General features: G+C 70.8%; 20 protein-coding genes and 1 pseudogene. 15 read left to right on the plus strand and 6 right to left on the minus strand.

What is annotated here, in order from left to right; translation table 11 throughout:
• Positions 1–13 precede the first annotated feature (13 nt).
• The 3 genes from pstB to phoB are packed head-to-tail and all read left to right on the plus strand — an operon-like array spanning position 14 to position 2324.
• Positions 14–853 carry a phosphate ABC transporter ATP-binding protein PstB gene (pstB, locus tag J5Y09_RS12120; protein WP_209352048.1) on the plus strand — a complete coding sequence of 280 codons (840 nt, stop codon included), beginning with the start codon at positions 14–16 and terminating at the stop codon, positions 851–853.
• Between the two features lie 20 nt (positions 854–873).
• Positions 874–1590 carry a phosphate signaling complex protein PhoU gene (gene phoU / locus J5Y09_RS12125; RefSeq protein WP_209352049.1) on the plus strand — a complete coding sequence of 239 codons (717 nt, stop codon included), beginning with the start codon at positions 874–876 and terminating at the stop codon, positions 1588–1590.
• A 17-nt stretch (positions 1591–1607) separates the two neighbouring features.
• Positions 1608–2324, plus strand: coding sequence for a phosphate regulon transcriptional regulator PhoB (phoB, locus tag J5Y09_RS12130; protein WP_209352050.1), 717 nt, complete (start codon positions 1608–1610; stop codon positions 2322–2324).
• A gap of 146 nt (positions 2325–2470) precedes the next feature.
• On the opposite strand, the gene J5Y09_RS12135 is transcribed toward phoB, so the two are convergent.
• Positions 2471–3025, minus strand: a complete 555-nt coding sequence (locus J5Y09_RS12135; RefSeq protein WP_209352051.1) for a nucleoside 2-deoxyribosyltransferase — start codon at positions 3023–3025, stop codon at positions 2471–2473.
• Between the two features lie 50 nt (positions 3026–3075).
• On the opposite strand from J5Y09_RS12135, the gene J5Y09_RS12140 reads away from it, so the two are divergent.
• From J5Y09_RS12140 to J5Y09_RS12175, 8 genes are read left to right on the plus strand one after another with little or no spacing between them, the layout of a single operon-like run.
• Positions 3076–3891, plus strand: coding sequence for an alpha/beta hydrolase (locus J5Y09_RS12140; protein ID WP_209352052.1), 816 nt, complete (start codon positions 3076–3078; stop codon positions 3889–3891).
• A gap of 49 nt (positions 3892–3940) precedes the next feature.
• Complete coding sequence (locus J5Y09_RS12145) at positions 3941–5122, plus strand: ABC transporter substrate-binding protein (protein WP_209352053.1); 1182 nt, start codon at positions 3941–3943, stop codon at positions 5120–5122.
• 25 nt (positions 5123–5147) lie between these two features.
• Positions 5148–6071, plus strand: coding sequence for a branched-chain amino acid ABC transporter permease (locus J5Y09_RS12150; RefSeq protein ID WP_342451466.1), 924 nt, complete (start codon positions 5148–5150; stop codon positions 6069–6071).
• A gap of 5 nt (positions 6072–6076) precedes the next feature.
• On the plus strand, positions 6077–7003 hold the full coding sequence (locus J5Y09_RS12155) for a branched-chain amino acid ABC transporter permease (RefSeq protein ID WP_245217069.1): 927 nt from the start codon (positions 6077–6079) through the stop codon (positions 7001–7003).
• On the plus strand, positions 6996–7748 hold the full coding sequence (locus J5Y09_RS12160; protein ID WP_209352055.1) for an ABC transporter ATP-binding protein: 753 nt from the start codon (positions 6996–6998) through the stop codon (positions 7746–7748). The genes J5Y09_RS12155 and J5Y09_RS12160 overlap by 8 nt, the downstream gene beginning before the upstream one ends.
• A complete protein-coding gene (locus J5Y09_RS12165) occupies positions 7748–8449 on the plus strand; it encodes an ABC transporter ATP-binding protein (protein ID WP_209352056.1) in 702 nt (233 codons plus the stop codon). The genes J5Y09_RS12160 and J5Y09_RS12165 overlap by 1 nt, the downstream gene beginning before the upstream one ends.
• A 13-nt stretch (positions 8450–8462) precedes the next feature.
• Complete coding sequence (locus J5Y09_RS12170) at positions 8463–8906, plus strand: cupin domain-containing protein (protein WP_209352057.1); 444 nt, start codon at positions 8463–8465, stop codon at positions 8904–8906.
• A gap of 49 nt (positions 8907–8955) precedes the next feature.
• The gene (locus J5Y09_RS12175; RefSeq protein ID WP_209352058.1) at positions 8956–9612 is read left to right on the plus strand and encodes a class I SAM-dependent methyltransferase; all 657 of its coding nucleotides are present in this window, start codon (positions 8956–8958) and stop codon (positions 9610–9612) included.
• A gap of 18 nt (positions 9613–9630) precedes the next feature.
• Here J5Y09_RS12175 and J5Y09_RS12180 read toward each other — a convergent pair whose 3' ends face one another.
• From J5Y09_RS12180 to J5Y09_RS12190, 3 genes are all read right to left on the minus strand, one after another.
• On the minus strand, positions 9631–10416 hold the full coding sequence (locus J5Y09_RS12180; protein ID WP_209352059.1) for an enoyl-CoA hydratase: 786 nt from the start codon (positions 10414–10416) through the stop codon (positions 9631–9633).
• Between the two features lie 145 nt (positions 10417–10561).
• Positions 10562–11773, minus strand: a complete 1212-nt coding sequence (locus tag J5Y09_RS12185; RefSeq protein ID WP_209352060.1) for a flavin-dependent oxidoreductase — start codon at positions 11771–11773, stop codon at positions 10562–10564.
• A gap of 7 nt (positions 11774–11780) precedes the next feature.
• The gene (locus tag J5Y09_RS12190; RefSeq protein WP_209352061.1) at positions 11781–11957 is read right to left on the minus strand and encodes a hypothetical protein; all 177 of its coding nucleotides are present in this window, start codon (positions 11955–11957) and stop codon (positions 11781–11783) included.
• Between the two features lie 133 nt (positions 11958–12090).
• Between J5Y09_RS12190 and J5Y09_RS12195 the strand changes: the two genes are divergently transcribed.
• A complete protein-coding gene (locus J5Y09_RS12195; protein ID WP_209352062.1) occupies positions 12091–13077 on the plus strand; it encodes an MBL fold metallo-hydrolase in 987 nt (328 codons plus the stop codon).
• An 11-nt stretch (positions 13078–13088) separates the two neighbouring features.
• Here the strand turns inward: J5Y09_RS12195 and J5Y09_RS12200 are convergent, their stop codons facing one another.
• Positions 13089–13286, minus strand: a complete 198-nt coding sequence (locus J5Y09_RS12200) for a hypothetical protein (RefSeq protein WP_209352063.1) — start codon at positions 13284–13286, stop codon at positions 13089–13091.
• A gap of 151 nt (positions 13287–13437) precedes the next feature.
• Between J5Y09_RS12200 and J5Y09_RS12205 the strand changes: the two genes are divergently transcribed.
• From J5Y09_RS12205 to J5Y09_RS12215, 3 genes are all read left to right on the plus strand, one after another.
• Positions 13438–14655 carry an NADP-dependent isocitrate dehydrogenase gene (locus J5Y09_RS12205; protein ID WP_209352064.1) on the plus strand — a complete coding sequence of 406 codons (1218 nt, stop codon included), beginning with the start codon at positions 13438–13440 and terminating at the stop codon, positions 14653–14655.
• A 148-nt stretch (positions 14656–14803) separates the two neighbouring features.
• Positions 14804–15484 carry a hypothetical protein gene (locus J5Y09_RS12210; protein WP_209352065.1) on the plus strand — a complete coding sequence of 227 codons (681 nt, stop codon included), beginning with the start codon at positions 14804–14806 and terminating at the stop codon, positions 15482–15484.
• Positions 15485–15536: 52 nt separating this feature from the next.
• Positions 15537–16217 (plus strand): DUF599 domain-containing protein, encoded by a 681-nt coding sequence (locus J5Y09_RS12215; RefSeq protein ID WP_209352066.1) that lies wholly within the window; start codon positions 15537–15539, stop codon positions 16215–16217.
• Between the two features lie 13 nt (positions 16218–16230).
• Here the strand turns inward: J5Y09_RS12215 and J5Y09_RS12220 are convergent.
• Positions 16231–16337: pseudogene (locus tag J5Y09_RS12220) on the minus strand (IS5/IS1182 family transposase); the annotation flags it as partial.

A 16337-nucleotide genomic window follows, 5' to 3' on the forward strand; every position in this document is an offset into this window, starting at 1 on the left:
AAGGAAGGACCCGATGTCCACCACCACCGAGAACGGCACGACCGAAGCCGCCAGCCAGAGCTTCGGCGGCGTGCAGGCGCGCTCGGGCGCCACGCTGAACGCGCCGCGCATCGCCATCCGGAACCTGGATTTCTTCTACGGCGACAACCGCGCCCTGAAGTCGATCGACTTCGACATCCCGGACCGCCAGGTGACCGGCATGATCGGCCCGTCGGGCTGCGGCAAGTCGACGCTTCTGCGCGTGCTGAACCGGATGTACAGCCTCTATCCCGGCCAGCGCGCGACGGGGGAGGCGATGATGGACGGGATGAACATCGTCGCCCCCGACGCCGACCTGAACGCGCTGCGCGCCAAGATCGGGATGGTGTTCCAGAAGCCCACCCCCTTCCCGATGACGATCTACGAGAACATCGCCTTCGGCGTCCGCCTGCACGAGAAGATGTCGCGTGCGCAGATGGACGAGCGGGTGGAATGGGCGCTGTCGCGCGCCGCCATCTGGGACGAGGTGAAGGACCGGCTGGACAGCAGCGCGCTCGGCCTTTCGGGCGGGCAGCAGCAGCGGCTGTGCATCGCCCGCACCATCGCCGTGCGGCCCGAGGTGATCCTGTTCGACGAGCCGACCTCCGCGCTCGACCCGATCAGCACGCTGAAGATCGAGGAACTGATCGACGAGCTGAAGCGCGACTTCACCATCGTGATCGTGACCCACAACATGCAGCAGGCCGCCCGCTGCGCCGACCAGGTCGCCTTCTTCTACCTGGGCGAGCTCATCGAGGTGGCGCCGGCCGCGCAGATGTTCACCGCGCCGAAGCACCCCAAGACCCAGGAATACATCACCGGCCGGTTCGGCTGAGCGGCGGAAGGAACAGGACCATGCCGACCGAACACATCGTCCGCAGCTACGACGAGGACCTCCGCCGCCTTCGGGACATGACCGGGCGGATGGGCGGGCTCGCCGAGCGCCAGGTCGCGGACGCGACCCGGGCGCTGGTGCGCCGCGACACCGCCCTCGCATCGGAGGTGGTGCAGCGCGACGCCCAGATCGACCAGCTGGAGCGGGAGATCGAGGCCTTCTGCGTGCGCCTGCTCGCGCTGCGCCAGCCGGTCGCGCAGGACCTGCGCGTCGTCATCGCCGCCATGAAGACCTCCAACGACCTCGAGCGCATCGGCGACTACGCGCGCAACGCGGCCAAGCGCGCGATCGTGCTCGCCTCCCTGCCCTCCATCGGCAGCCTCGCGGGCTTCGAGCGCATGGCGCAGCTGGTGCAGGAGAACCTGAAGGCCGCGATGGACGCCTTCGTGGCGAACGACGCCGAGGCCGCCCGCCGGGTGTGGGAGGCGGACGAGCCGGTCGATGCCATCTACAACGGCATCTTCCGCGAATTGCTGACCTTCATGATGGAGGACCCGCGCAACATCAGCGCGGCGACCCACATGCTGTTCATCGCCAAGAACCTCGAGCGCATCGGCGACCACACGACCAACATCGCCGAGCGCATCCACTACGCCGTGCTCGGCGACAGCCTGCCGGACGACCGCCCGAAGGCGGACCAGTCCGCCTTCGCCGTCGTCCGCCCGGCCGGCGAATAGGCAGCGGGGACCCCGACATGGCCGAGGCCTATTCCTCTCTCGCCAAGCCCACCATCCTCGTGGTGGAGGACGAGGCGCCGCTGCTGACGCTGCTGCGCTACAACCTCGAAAAGCAGGGCTTCCGGGTGGAGGAAGCGGCCGACGGGCAGGAGGCGCTGCTGCGCGTCTCCGAAGCGCGCCCCGACCTCGTGCTGCTCGACTGGATGCTGCCCGCGCTCTCGGGCATCGAGGTCTGCCGCCAGCTGCGCCGCCGCCCCGGCACGCGCGACCTGCCCATCATCATGGTCACGGCCCGCACCGAGGACCAGGACGCGGTCCGCGCGCTCGACACCGGCGCGGACGACTACATCGCCAAGCCCTTCGCGATGGACGCGCTGCTCGCGCGCATCCGCGCCCTGCTGCGCCGGTCCGGCGGCGCGGCGACCAAGGGTGCCATCTCCTACCGCGACCTCAGCATGGACCAGGATGCGCACCGCGTGACCCGCAACGGGCGCGCGCTGCATCTCGGCCCGACCGAATACCGCCTGCTGGAATTCTTCCTCTCCCATCCCGGGCGCGTCTTCACGCGCGAACAGCTGCTCGACGCGGTCTGGGGGCGCGACATCCATGTCGAGCCGCGCACCGTCGACGTGCACATCCGCCGCCTGCGCAAGGCGATCAACGGGCCGGGGGAGATCGACCTGATCCGGACGGTGCGCTCGGCCGGCTACGCGCTCGACGCCGAGGGGCACTGAAGCCTTTTTTCGCCCTCAGGCGCCGGGCGCCGCCTCCGGCGGCTTGGCTTTCGCGCCCTGCACTGGCGCGCCGGGCACAACTGATGGGCTGGGCGCGGTCGCGCCGTGCGCTCCCGGATCGTGCGGTCGCACGATCCGCCGGTCTCTCACCGCCGCGCGATCCAGGCGCAGCAGCGCTCGAATGCCGCGAGGTCGCGCCATCGGTCGCCAGGCGAATCCTGCCGCTCGAACACCCCGCCGGCGGCCGCGATGCCGCCATCGATCATCAGGTTGTCGGCCAGGCCGAAATCCTCGAGGCCCATCGCATCGGCGTCCTCCCAGCCGCCATCGGCGCGCGGGCGCGCCTGCCCGCCCAGGAAGGCACGGGTGCGGTCGAGGAAATCCGCCGCCAGGTTGGAATAGCCCGCGACCGGCCGGCCGAGCGCGCGCATGAAGCCCAGCTCGTAGACCGTCCCGGCATCGGCCGAAGGCCCGCGGAAGGGCGTGAGGTTCGCGATCAGCGCGCCGCAGGATCGGATATGCGCCTCGTTGCCGAGGTAGATGCGCATCCAGTAGGGCCGGTCGGCAGGGGCGGCAGCCGGCGGGGGGTCGAGCGGGAAGACGCCCTCCAGCCCATGCGCCGCGCAGACGCGCTTCTTCGCCGCCGCGACCTCGAGCGCGTCGGGCAGGAAGACCTCCGGTCCGGCCAGGTAGACCCGCATCGCCCCATCCTGCCTTGCACGGCCGCCCCGGGCCATGCGCAATGCGCCACATGGACGCCGAAGCCGAATACAACAACCGGGCGCGGGTGCCGGAGAGCGCCGCAATCCTGGCCCGATGGATCGCGGATGCCGCGGCGTTCCGCGAATCCTGGCCACGCGCGCGGCTCGACATCGCCTATGGGGAGACGGAGCGCGAGGCGCTCGACCTGTTCCTGCCCGAGGCCGAGGGCCCCTGCCCGCTCGCCCTCTTCATCCATGGCGGCTACTGGCAGGCGCTGGACCGCAAGGCGGTGAGCCATTTCGCGCGGGGGATGCTGCTGCGCGGCGTGGCGGTCGCGGTGCCCTCCTACGGGCTCTGCCCCGAGGTCAGCATGGCGACCATCGTCGCCCAGCTTCGGCGCTGCGCGGCCTCGCTCTATCTCGGCGCGCGGCAGCGGATTCTCGCCACGGGGCATTCGGCGGGCGGGCATCTCGCCGCCATGCTGCTCGCAACCGACTGGCCGGCGCTCGATGCGGCGCTCGGGACGGATGTGGTGCCGGCCGCACTCCCCGTCTCCGGCGTCTTCGAGCTGGAGCCGCTGCTGCCCACCAGCATCGCCCGCGCCCTGCAACTGACGCGGGAGGAGGCGCGCGCGCTCTCGCCCCGCCTCATGCCCTCCCCCGGCCTGCCGTTCCATGCGGTGGTCGGCGGCGCCGAGAGCGACGAGTTCCGCCGCCAGACGCGGGACTTCGCCGCCGCCTGGGGTGGCACGGCCGAGGAAATCGCCGGGGCGAACCACTTCACGGTGCTCGACCCCTTCACCGATCCCGACCACCCCCTGACCGCCCGCGCCGCGGAGATGGCCACCCGGCTTGCGTCCCTGTGACGCTTCGCGCTTAACAGGGGCCGGAATCCGAACATACGGGGGAGCTTCCATGACCGGGATCGCACGGCGCCTGCTTCTGGGCGGCACCACGGGCTTGCTGGCCGCGCCGGCCATCCTGCACGCGCAGCCCGCCGGCGGCGTGAAGATCGGCCTGGTCGCCGTGCAGACCGGCCCGCAGGCGGCCCTCGGCACCCAGCTGCGCGACGGCTTCCTGCAGGGGCTGCGGCACCTCGACGGCCGGCTCGGCGGGCTGACGACGGAGGTCGTGCACATTGACGACGAGCTGCGCCCGGAAGTCGCCGTGACCAAGGTGCGCGCGGCACTCGAGCGCGACCGCGTCGACTTCGTGGTGGGCGTCGTCTTCTCGAACATCCTGCAGGCGATCATCCGGCCGGTGACGGAAGCCAACACCTTCCTCATCAGCACCAATGCCGGCCCGTCCACCTTCGCCGGCCGCGGCTGCAACCCGTTCTTCTTCACCACATCGTACAACAACGACCAGGTCCATTCGGTGATCGGCCAGGCCTGCGAGGACCAGGGCTATCGCCGCGTCTTCGTGATGGTGCCGAACTACCAGGCCGGCCGCGACGCGGTCGCGGGCTTCAAGTCCCGCTTCAAGGGCCAGGTGGTGGACGAGGTGTACGTGCCGCTGACGCAGCTCGACTTCTCGGCCGAGCTGGCGAAGATCGCCGCCGCGCGCCCGGACGCCATCTTCACCTTCATGCCCGGCGGTCTCGGCGTGAACCTGGTGCGGCAGTACCGGCAGGCCGGGCTCGCCAGCATCCCCTTCCTGTCCACCTTCACGGTGGATGAGGCGACGCTGCCCGCGCAGGGGGAAGCCGCGCTCGGCTTCTTCTCCGCCGCTTCCTGGGCGCCGAACATGGACAACGACCAGAACCGCCGCTTCGTCCGCGACTTCGAGGCGCAGTTCAACTACGTCCCGGCCTCCTACGCCGCGCAGTCCTATGACGGGGCGATGCTGCTCGACAGCGCGATCCGCAAGGTGGGCGGCAACCTGCGCGACAAGGACGCGCTGCGCGCTGCGATCCGCGCGGCCGATTTCCGTTCGGTCCGCGGGCCCTTCCGCTTCGGCGTGAACCACTACCCGGTGCAGGATTTCTGGCTGCTCAACGTCGCCCGCAGGGCCGACGGCAAGTTCCAGACCGAGACGGTCCGCCGCGTGCTCCAGGCGGATGTCGACCCCTGGGCGGCCGAATGCCGGATGCGCTGACGCGGGCGGCGCCGAAGTCCGGGGCGTGACCACGCAGCTGCTGCTGGTGCAGGCGCTGAACGGCCTGCAGCTCGGGGTCCTGCTGTTCCTCGTCGCGGCGGGGCTGACGCTGGTGTTCGGGGTGATGGACTTCATCAACCTCGCGCACGGCGTGCAGTACATGCTGGGCGCCTATCTCGGCGCGGCCTTCGCGGCCGCGACGGGGTCCTTCTGGCTGGGGCTCGCGCTCGCCCTGCCGGCGGCGCTCGCCGCGGGGCTGCTGCTCGAAGTGCTGGTGTTCCGACACTTGTACGATCGCGACCACCTCTCCCAGGTGCTCGCGACCTTCGGCGTCATCCTGGTGCTGAACGAGGGCGTGAAGGTGATCTGGGGCGCGGCACCGCTGCAGGTGCCGATCCCGGCGCTGCTCGAAGGCGGCATCGAGATCATGCCCGGGCTGCAATACCCGATCTACCGCGTTGCCGTGCTCGGCGCCGGCATCGCGACGGCGGGGCTGCTGTGGTGGCTGGTGGAACGCACCCGGGCGGGGATGCTGGTGCGCGCGGGCGCGACCAACCCGGCCATGGTCTCGGCCCTCGGCGTCGACGTGCGGCGGCTCTTCACCATGGTCTTCGCCTTCGGCGCCATGCTGGCGGGCTTCGCCGGCGTGCTGGCCGGGCCGATCTTCTCGGTCGAGCCGGGCATGGGCGACAACGTCCTGATCCTCGCCTTCGTCGTCATCGTCATCGGCGGCATCGGCTCGATCCGCGGGGCCTTCGTGGCCGCGCTGCTGGTCGGGCTGATCGACACGCTCGGCAAGTCGCTGATGCCGGACCTGATGCGGCTTTTCCTCGATGCGTCGGCGGCGCGGCAGGCTGGGGCGGCGCTCGCCTCCATGCTCGTCTATGTCGCCATGGCGGCGATCCTCGCCTTCCGGCCGGCGGGCCTGTTTCCCGTCCGCGCGGGCTGAGAGCGATGGCGCGCGAGGCCTGGCTGCCGCTCGCCGTTCTGCTCGCCCTCGGCGCCGCGCCCTTCCTCGGCCTCGGCGGGTCCTACGAGACCACGCTGATGGCGCGCGCCATGATCCTCGGCATGGCGGCGGTCTCGCTCGCCTTCCTGGTGGGCGGGGCGGGGCTGGCGAGCCTCGGCCACGCCGCCTCGCTCGGCATCGGCGCCTATGCCGTCGCGATCCTCGATGCGCATGGCGTCACCGATGCGGCGCGCGTGCTGCCGGCCGCGATCGGGGCCGCGGCGCTCTTCTCCCTGGTCACGGGCGCGATCTCGATCCGGACCTCGGGCGTGCATTTCATCATGATCACGCTCGCCTTCGGGCAGATGGCCTTCTTCACCGCCTCCTCGCTGGCCGCCTATGGCGGCGATGACGGCTACACCCTGTACCGCCGCACCGAGGTCTGGGGCGCGCGGCTGCTGGAAGACCGGCTTGCCTTCCACTTCATCTGCCTCGGCGCGCTGGCGCTGACCTGGGGCGGCTGCGCGATGCTGCTCGCCTCCCGCTTCGGGCGCGTGCTGCGCGCGGCGCGGGAGAACGCGCAGCGGGTCGAGGCCGTCGGCCTTTCCCCCTACCCCTTCCGGCTGCTCGCCTATGTCATCGCCGGCGCGATCGCCGGCGCCGCGGGGTTCCTGCTGGCCAACGCGACCGAGTTCGTCTCCCCCGCCACCCTGTCCTGGCAGCGCTCGGGCGAACTCCTCTTCATGGTCATCCTGGGCGGCGTCGGGCGGCTCTGGGGCGCGATCCTGGGCGCGCTCGTCTTCGTGGTGCTGGAGACCTGGCTCGCCCAGCAGATGCAGCACTGGAAACTGGTGTTCGGGCCGCTGCTGATCCTCGCCGTGCTGTTCCTGCGCGGCGGCCTGTCCGGCCTGGTGGCGCGCCGCCATGGCTGACGCGCTGCTGCGCCTGGTCGACCTGCGCAAACATTATGGCGGCCTCGCCGTGACCGATGGCGTCTGCCTCGATGTCATGCCGGGCGAGATCCACGCCGTGATCGGCCCGAACGGCGCGGGCAAGACGACGCTGATCCACGAGATCACCGGCATCGTCGCCCCGGATTCCGGCCGCGTGGTCTTCGCCGGGCGGGACATCACGCGCCTGTCCCTGCCGCGGCGCGTGCGGGCGGGGCTCGCGCGCACCTTCCAGATCACGAGCGTGGTCGCGGGCTTCACCGCGCTGGACAACGTCGCCCTCGCGGTGCAGGCGCGCGGCGGATCCTCCTTCCGCTTCCTCCGCCCCGCCTCGTCCGAGCGCGCGACGAACGAGGCCGCCCTGGCGGCGCTGGCCGAGGTCGGGCTCGCCGACCGCGCCGCCATCCCCGCCGGCGCGCTGAGCCATGGGGAGAAGCGGGCGCTGGAACTCGCCATCGCGCTCGCGACGAAGCCTCGCTTGCTGCTGCTCGACGAACCCCTCGCCGGGGCGGGGCCGGAGGAGACGGAGCGGCTGATCGCCCTGCTGACGCGGCTGAAATCCACCTACACCATCCTGCTCGTCGAGCACGACATGCAGGCGGTCTTCGCCCTGGCCGACCGCGTCTCGGTGCTCGTCTACGGCCGCGTCATCGCCACCGGCACGGTGGCCGAGATCCGCGGCGACCCCGCCGTGCGCGCCGCCTATCTGGGGGAGGACGAGGGCTGATGCTGGCGGTGGACGGCCTCGTCGCCGGCTATGACGGCAGCCGCGTGCTGCACGGCATCGACCTTGCCGTCGGCGCGGGGGAGGTCGTGACGCTGCTCGGCCGCAACGGCATGGGCAAGACGACGGCGGTGCGCAGCATCATGGGGCTGGTGCGGCCCATCGCCGGCCGCATCGCCTTCGACGGGCAGGACGTGACCGGCCTGCCGCCCTACCGCATCGCCCAGCGCGGCATCGGCCTGGTGCCGGAAGGCCGCCAGGTGTTTCCGACCCTGACGGTGGAGGAAAACCTCGTCGCCACCGCCGCCAACCGGGCCGGCGGCGCGCCGCGCTGGACGCTCGATGCGGTGCTCGCGCTGTTCCCGCGCCTGTCCGAACGGCGGCGCAACCTCGGCGCGCGGCTGTCGGGGGGGGAACAGCAGATGCTGGCCATCGGGCGGGCGCTGATGACGAACCCGCGCCTGCTGGTGCTCGATGAGGCGACGGAGGGCCTCGCCCCGCTGATCCGCGCCGAGATCTGGTCGGTCCTCGCCCGCCTGCGGGCCGAGGGCCAGGCGATCCTGCTGATCGACAAGAACCTCGCCGCCATCCTCAGGCTCGCCGACCGCCATGTGGTCATCGAGAAGGGCCGCGTCGTCTGGACCGGCACCAGCGAGGCCCTTTCCGCCGCGCCTGAAGTGCGCGACACCTATCTGCACGTGTGAGGGAGGCATCACCATGACCGCATTGAGCGCGGGCATCACGCCCGCCGGCGAAGGCATCGACGGCGTCGTCTGGAACATCCTCGGCCAGACCTACAAGCCGGTCGCGTCCTGCGATTCCTGCTTCGCCTTCGACACGCTGTTCCCCGACGGGACCTTCGTGCCGCCGCACATCCACGCCACGCAGGACGAGTTCATCCGCGTGCTGGAAGGCCGCTTCGACCTGGTGCTGGACGGCCAGCCGGTGGTCGCGAAGGCGGGCGACCTGATCCGCATGCCGATGGGCATCATGCACGGCATCTGGAACAAGTCCGGGTCCCCGGTGCGCGCCCTGTTCTGGGTCAGCCCCGCGCGCAGCCTGCACACGCTGTTCACGCGCATCCACAACGTGCCGGACCCGGCCGAGGTGATCCGCATCGCCGCGGAGCATGAGGTGGAATTCCTGCCGCCGCCGGGCTGACGCCCGACGCCCGAAACCGGACGGCACCTTCAGCAGGACAGCGAGACTGATGACCCAGACCACCAGCGTCGGCGTGCCTTCCTACGCGTTTTCCAACACCTGGTTCGCCGACGCCTCCGCGGAGGTCTGGGAGGGGCTGCTCGCTGCGAACCGGATCGACAGCGTCCTCGAGATCGGCTCCTACGAAGGCGCTTCGGCCTGCTTCCTGGTGGACCGGATCGCCGCGCAGCGCCCGCTCGAACTCCACTGCGTCGACACCTGGTCCGGCGGAATCGAGCACCGCGCGGGCGGCACCGCCGAAGCCGACATGGGCGAGGTGGAGCGGCGGTTCCGCCACAATATCGGCCTCGCCTGCGGCCGCGCCGCGCATCCGGTGGACCTGCACATCCACAAGGCCATGTCCGACCAGGCGCTGGCCGGGCTCATGGCCTCCGGACGCACCGGCCATTTCGACTTCGTCTATGTCGACGGCTCGCACGAGGCGCCGGACGTGCTGCTGGATGCCCTGCTGGGCTTCAAGCTGCTGAAGGTGGGCGGCATCCTCGGCTTCGACGACTACTGGTGGCATGAGGCGCTGCCCCAGGGGCGAGACCCGATCCGCACGCCGAAGATCGCGATCGATGCCTTCGCCAACATCTTCTGCCGCAAGACCGAGACGCTGTGGCACCCGAACCACCAGGTCTACCTGCGCAAGACCTCGGACTAGGAGGCCCGGCGCTGCGCCTCAGTCACGCGCCGCCCGGCGTGCCTTCGCCGCCAGGAAGCCGCCGAGCATCCTGGCGGGCTCCTCGGTGCGCCACGACGCCGCAAACGCGTAGATCCCCGCCGCGATCGCCTGGGACAAGGGCAAATCCTCCCACCGCCGGATCAGCGCCTTCTGCGCGCGGATCGCCTCCGGCCCCGCTTCCAGCAGCAGGCCGATCCACGCCTCGACGGCGGCGTCGAGCGCCGCGTCGGGCACGACGCGCTCCAACAGCCCCCAGTCCAGCGCCTCCGCCGCGCCGATGGTCTCGGCCAGCAGCAGCAGGCGCCGCGTGCGGCCCCAGCCGATCAGGCCGGGCAGCAGCGCAGCCTCCACCACGGATGGGATGCCCACGCGCACTTCGGGCATGCCGAACTTGGCACCCTCGGCCGCGATGCGCAGGTCGCAGGCGGCCGCGACCTCCAGCCCCGCGCCGAGGCACCAGCCGTTGACGCGCGCGATCACGGGCACGGGGCAGTCGCGCACCGCGCGGCAGCATGCGTGCACGAGCCGGATGAAGGCCTCGCCCCCCGCCTCGCTGTCGATGCCGGCCATCACCGTGATGTCGGCGCCGCCGATGAAGGCGCGCGCCCCGGCGCCGGTCAGCACCACGGCGCGCAGCGCGGGGTCCGCCGACAGCGTCGCGAAGGCCGCGACGAAGTCGCGCATCAGGTCGGGGTTGAGCGTGTTGAGCTTGGCGTCGTGGTCCACGGTGACATGGGCGACGGCGCCGGCATGGGTGCGGGTCAGCGTAATCTGGCCGGGCATCTGAACCTCCGGGCGGGGGGAGAAGGGAACTTCTCCCCCCGGACCCCCCTCAACCTTTTTTGGAACCTGGAGACTGACCTCAGACGTCAGCTCCCAAACGATAAAGAAGGGAGGGGGAGCGGGGGAGGTTCCCCTCCCCCGCACTTCACCGCGGCGCGGCAAACCCCGCCATGGCGGCGTAGCCACCAGCAATCGCCGCCAACTCCTCCCGCGCGATCACATCCTCCAGCCGCGCGAAGCCGTCCGGCGCGCGTTCGGAGACGACATCGACCACGCGCTCAGGCCCGCCACGGCGGTTGCTGCGCACGATCTCGGCCGTCTTCGGCAGGCGCTCGGCCTCATAGGCCGCGAGCGCGGCGGGGCCGGGCGCGGCGGCGATCGCGTCGGCCAGGCAGCGCGCATCAAGCACGGCCTGCGACGCGCCGTTCGAGCCCACCGGGTACATCGGGTGCGCCGCATCGCCGAGCAGCGTCACGCGCCCGCGCGTCCAGAAGGGCAGCGGGTCCCGGTCGCACATCGGGTACTCCCAGAATTCCGGCGTGGCGCGCACCAGCGCCGCGACGTCCAGGAACGGGATGCGGAAGCGCGCGACATGCGGCAGCACGTCCTCGAGCCGCCCGGGCCGCGACCAGTCCTCCCGCCGCGGCGGCGGCTTCGTGGCATCGCCGATCTGCGCGCAGACCACCCAGTTGGTCAGGCGCATGCCCGGGCGGGATCCGGCGGCGATCGGGTAGAGCACCAGCTTCTCCCGCATGTCGCCGGCGACGATCATGGTGTCGCCGCCCTCGAATTCCGGCCAGTCGATCGCGCCGCGCCACATCTGGATACCGTTCCAGCGGATGCCGCCATCCTGCGAATGCAGCGCGGCGCGCACCACGGAATGGATGCCGTCGGCGCCGACGAGCAGGTCGCCCGTCGCGACGCGGCCATCGGCGAGATCGACGCGAACGCCCTCCGCCGTCTCGGCGAAGGACGCGAGCCGCGCGCCGGTCATCAGCGCCGGCTCGCCGAGCCTCTCCCGCGCCGCGGTCCAGAGCACCTGGTGCAGGTGGCCGCGATGGATGGAGAATTGCGGCACGTCGTGCCCGGCCCAGGTGCCGCGCTTTTCGACCCAGATCTCCTGGCCGAAGCGGTTGAGGTAGCGCAGTTCGCGCGTGCGCACCGCGACGGCATCGAGCGCGGGCAGCAGGCCGAGCCCCGCCAGCTCGCGGATCGCGTGCGGCAGGGTGTTGATGCCCACGCCGAGGGGCCTCACCTCGGTCGCGGCCTCGAGGACGGTGCAAGCGATGCCGCGCTCCCGCAGCATCAGGGCGAGCGTCAGGCCACCGACGCCGCCGCCCGCGATCAGCACATGCATGGCGGGGTCAGGACTCCTCGTCGTCGGGCGGCGGGGGCGGCGCTTCCTCCGGCCAGGCGGCGCGCGCCTCGGCGCGGCGCTTCGCCGCGCAGGCCAGCAGCGCGATCCCGGCGCCGGTGGCGACCAGCGCGGTCCCGGCGAGCGCGGCGCCGACCATCCCGACAGCCATTGCGCGAATGAACATTGGCACTCCCATTTCGCCTCAGGGTAGCATCGTGGCGCGGCATGCACCCGGGCACCGGGGCATGCCCGCCAGTCTAGCCCGCCGCGGCGGCGCCGTCGCGCCAGCGGCCAACGATATCGGAGGAGCCAGATCCATGAGCACCAGCCGTCGTGCCCTGCTGGGGGCGGGCCTCGCCACCGCAGCCCTGCCCTTCCTGCCCGCCGAGGCCGCCGCCCCCTTCGTGGGCCGCGGCGCGCCGGCCTGGTACCGGTTCCGCTTTGGTGCCTATGAGGCGACGATCGTCTCCGATGGCGCGCTGCCGCTCGGCAAGGCGGAGGACGCCTTCACCGGCGCCCAGCCCGGCCAGGTCAACGAGCTGATGCGCGCGAACTTCCTCGACCCGGCGAATGCGGTGCTCGAGCAGAACGCGCTGATCGTGAACACCGGCCGCCAGCTGATCCTGTTCGACACCGGCATGGGCGACAGCATGGGCGAGGCGAGCCGCATGTTCGGCCCGACGACGGGGCGGCTGCTGCGCAACATGCGCGCGGCGGGGATCGAGCCGTCGCAGATCGACCTCGTCGTGCTCTCCCACGCCCATTGCGACCATTGCTGGGCGCTGGTCGACGCGCAGGGCAACCGCAACTTCCCCAACGCGCAGGTCGCGCTGGCCGAAGCCGACCTGAACTTCTGGACGGATGACGCGAACAAGCGCGGCCCGGCCTTCATGGTGCCCTTCATCGACGGGGCCAAGAAGAACCTGTCGGCCTATCGCGACCGGATGGTGATGGTGCGCAACGAGCAGGAGGTGGTCCCCGGCGTGATCGCGCTGTCCGCCCCCGGCCACACGGTGGGGCACACGGTCTATGCCGTGACCTCGGGGCAGGAGGCGATGGTCTATACCGGCGACCTCGCCCACCATCACATCCTGCTGCTGCGCCACCCGATGTGGGAATTCGCCTTCGACACCAACCCGCAGCAATCGGCGCAGACGCGTGCGCGCATGCTGGACCGCTTCGCGACGGACCGGACCACGGTGATGTCCTACCACTTCCCCTGGCCGGGGACGGGGCGGATGGTGAAGGAAGGCCAGGGCTTCGCCTGGCACCCGACGCCGATGGACGTCACCAGCCTCGGCTGAGGCGGCGCCGTTCAGCCCTGCGGCGCGTCCTTGTCGGGCAGCGGCCGCAGGGCGCGGATGCGCTCGGCAAGGTCCGGGCGCCCCGCTTCCAGGGCGAGGAAGGCGGCCTCGTCCCGGGCGATCTCGTAGCCGAGGCGATACCCCTCCCCCGTCGCCTGGGAGAGGGTGCGGGCGAGCCCCCGTGCCAGGCCGCGCGGCGCATCGGTCATGGGACGCCCTCCGAAGGGGTTAATATACTGCCATTCCGGGATTTTCCGGCCCGAGGCGGACTTGCCGCACCGCACGCCCCGGTGCAAGGTCCGCCCGCGCCGGCCGCCCCCAGGCGGGCCAGCACCACGAATGCGCCGCATGAGGACAGGCATGGCAAAGATCAAGGTGAAGACCCCCGTCGTCGAGATGGACGGGGACGAGATGACCCGCATCATCTGGGGGTTCATCAAGGACAAGCTGATCCTTCCCTATCTCGATATCGACCTGAAGTACTACGACCTCGGTATCCAGAAGCGCGACGAGACGGACGACCAGATCACCGTCGACGCGGCGCATGCGACGAAGCAGTACGGCGTCGCGGTGAAGTGCGCGACCATCACGCCGGATGAGGCGCGCGTCGCCGAGTTCGGCCTGAAGAAGATGTGGCGCAGCCCGAACGGGACGATCCGCAACATCCTCGACGGCACGATCTTCCGCGAGCCGATCATCTGCAGGAACGTCCCGCGCCTGGTGCCGCACTGGTCGAAGCCGATCGTCGTCGGCCGCCACGCCTATGGCGACATCTACCGCGCCGCCGAGACCAAGATCCCCGGCGCCGGCAAGGCGACGCTCACCTGGACGCCGGCCGACGGCTCCGCGCCGGTCGAGCTCGAGGTGACGAACTTCCCCGCCGGCGGCGGCGTGCTGATGGGCATGCACAACACCCGCGCCTCGATCGAGGGCTTCGCCCGCGCGAGCCTCAACTACGGCCTGGCGCGCGGCTACTCGGTGTACTTCAGCCACAAGAACACGATCCTCAAGGCCTATGACGGCGAGTTCAAGGACATCTTCAAGAAGGTGTTCGACGCCGAGTTCGCCGACCGGTTCAAGGCTGCGGGCCTGACCTACGAGGACCGGCTGATCGACGACATGGTCGCCTGCGCGCTGAAGTGGGAAGGCGGCTATGTGTGGGCCTGCAAGAACTACGATGGCGACGTGCAGTCCGACATCGTGGCGCAGGGCTTCGGCAGCCTCGGCCTGATGACCTCGGTCCTGCTGTCCCCGGACGGCAAGACGGTGGAAAGCGAGGCGGCGCACGGCACCGTCACGCGCCACTACCGCGAGCACCAGAAGGGCCGCGAGACCAGCACCAACCCGATCGCGTCGATCTTCGCCTGGACGCGCGGGCTGGCCTATCGCGGCCGCTTCGACGGCACGCAGGACGTGGTCGACTTCGCCAACGCGCTCGAGGCGGTCTGCGTCGAGACGGTGGAAAGCGGCCACATGACGAAGGACCTCGCCATCCTGATCGGCAAGGACCAGCCCTGGCTCAGCACCCAGGCGTTCCTGGCGAAGCTGGACGAGAACCTGCAGAAGAAGATGGGCTGACGCCCGCGGCCGTGGCGGGACGCGACAGCGCCCCGCCACGGCGCCCCCCTGGCATGGGTCACGCAACCTTGCGTTGCGTCCATCGGGGAAGACCGTAAGCCGGATCCCGCGAAGGCTTGTTTTTCGCCGAGGATCGCGAGGCTTCTCCTTGCCGCGTCTGCCGCTTGCCGAGTTCAACCGCGAACAGGCCACCCATGTGGTCTCGCTCGGCGCGTATTGCGCGGCGGCGCACAACATCCGTCGCTACTACGGAATCGAGACCGCCTATTGCTTCGACTGGTGGGTCACGCCGCTCACGGCGCTGCCGAAGCTCTTCGACACGCCCGACGCGGACGCGCTCTACCGCCGGGGCGACCTCATGCCCGTGGTGAACGACGCCGGCATTCCGGTCGTCATCAACCGGCATGTCGGCATCGAGTACTTCCACGAGTTCAAGGTGATCGGCACCGAGGACGGCCCCCGCGTCACCGAGGCCTTCGAAGGTGAGGTCGCGCAGGCGCGGGAGAGGACGGCGGCCCTGCTGGCGCGCCTGCTGGCACTGAATGCGCCGGGGCGCCGGATCGCCTTCCTGCGCACCGCCTTCCCGCGGGATTTCCAGGAGGATGCGGCGGCGCTGACCGCGCGGCTCGCCGCTTCACTCGACCGGTGCTTCGACCGGGCCAGCTATACCGTGGTCATGGGCACCACCCGCGCGGTGGCCTGGACGCTTCCGCCCGGCTTCACGAGCCTGCGCCTCGTCGCGACGCAGGCCGCCGACTGGCGGGGGCATCCGCCGGACTGGGACGCCTTCCTGGCTTCCACCGGCATCGCCATCGCCCCGCCCGGCTGAAGGCCGCCATCCAGGTTCCTCTCCGGCCGGCCGGCGCGATAGGCTGGCGCCCATGCTGCCCTTCACGTTGCTCGACTGGATCGCCCTCGCCGTCTTCGTCGCCTGCTGGGTCGTCTATGCGCTGGTGGTGGACCGGGTGCCGTCGATCCGCGCGCGCAGCGTGATCGCGGCGATGGACGAGCACCGGCGCCGCTGGATGATCGCCGCCCTGCCGCGGGACAACCGCATCGCCGACATCGCGGCGATCGGCAACCTCATGTCCTCGGTCTCCTTCCTCGCCACCACCTCGATCCTGATCCTGGGCGGCCTGGTGGCGATGATGGCCGCCCCCGACCTCGGCCGGCGCGTCGTCGCGGCCTTCCCGTGGTCGACGGTGCCGGACGACGCGATGTGGGAGATCAAGATCGGCCTGCTGCTGCTGATCTTCGTCAACGCCTTCTTCGAACTCACCTGGGCGCTGCGGCAGTTCAACTATGTCAGCATCCTGGTGATGAGCATGCCGCAGGACGGTGCCGCGATCGGCACGGCGGAAGCGGCGGCGCGGCTGGCCAACCGCGCCGCGCGGCACTTCAACACGGGGCTGCGGTCCTACTATTTCGGGCTCGCCGCGCTGGCCTGGATCGTCCATCCGGTCGCGCTCATCGCGGCGAGCCTGCTGGTGCTGCGCGAACTGCACCGGCGCGAATTCCGTTCCGCCGCGCGGGACGCGCTGGCGAGCCAGGTGGTGCGCTAGGTCGTGTGGACAGTTACCTGAGCCATAGGATGGTGGCGGCGAGTGTGACGACGGCGAGGTAGTTGCGGGCGGTCTTCTCGAAGCGTGTTGCGACGCGGCGGAACTGCTTGAGCTTGGAGA

The sequence above is a fragment of the Roseomonas nitratireducens genome, assembly GCF_017813355.1.
GTDB lineage: Bacteria > Pseudomonadota > Alphaproteobacteria > Acetobacterales > Acetobacteraceae > Neoroseomonas > Neoroseomonas nitratireducens.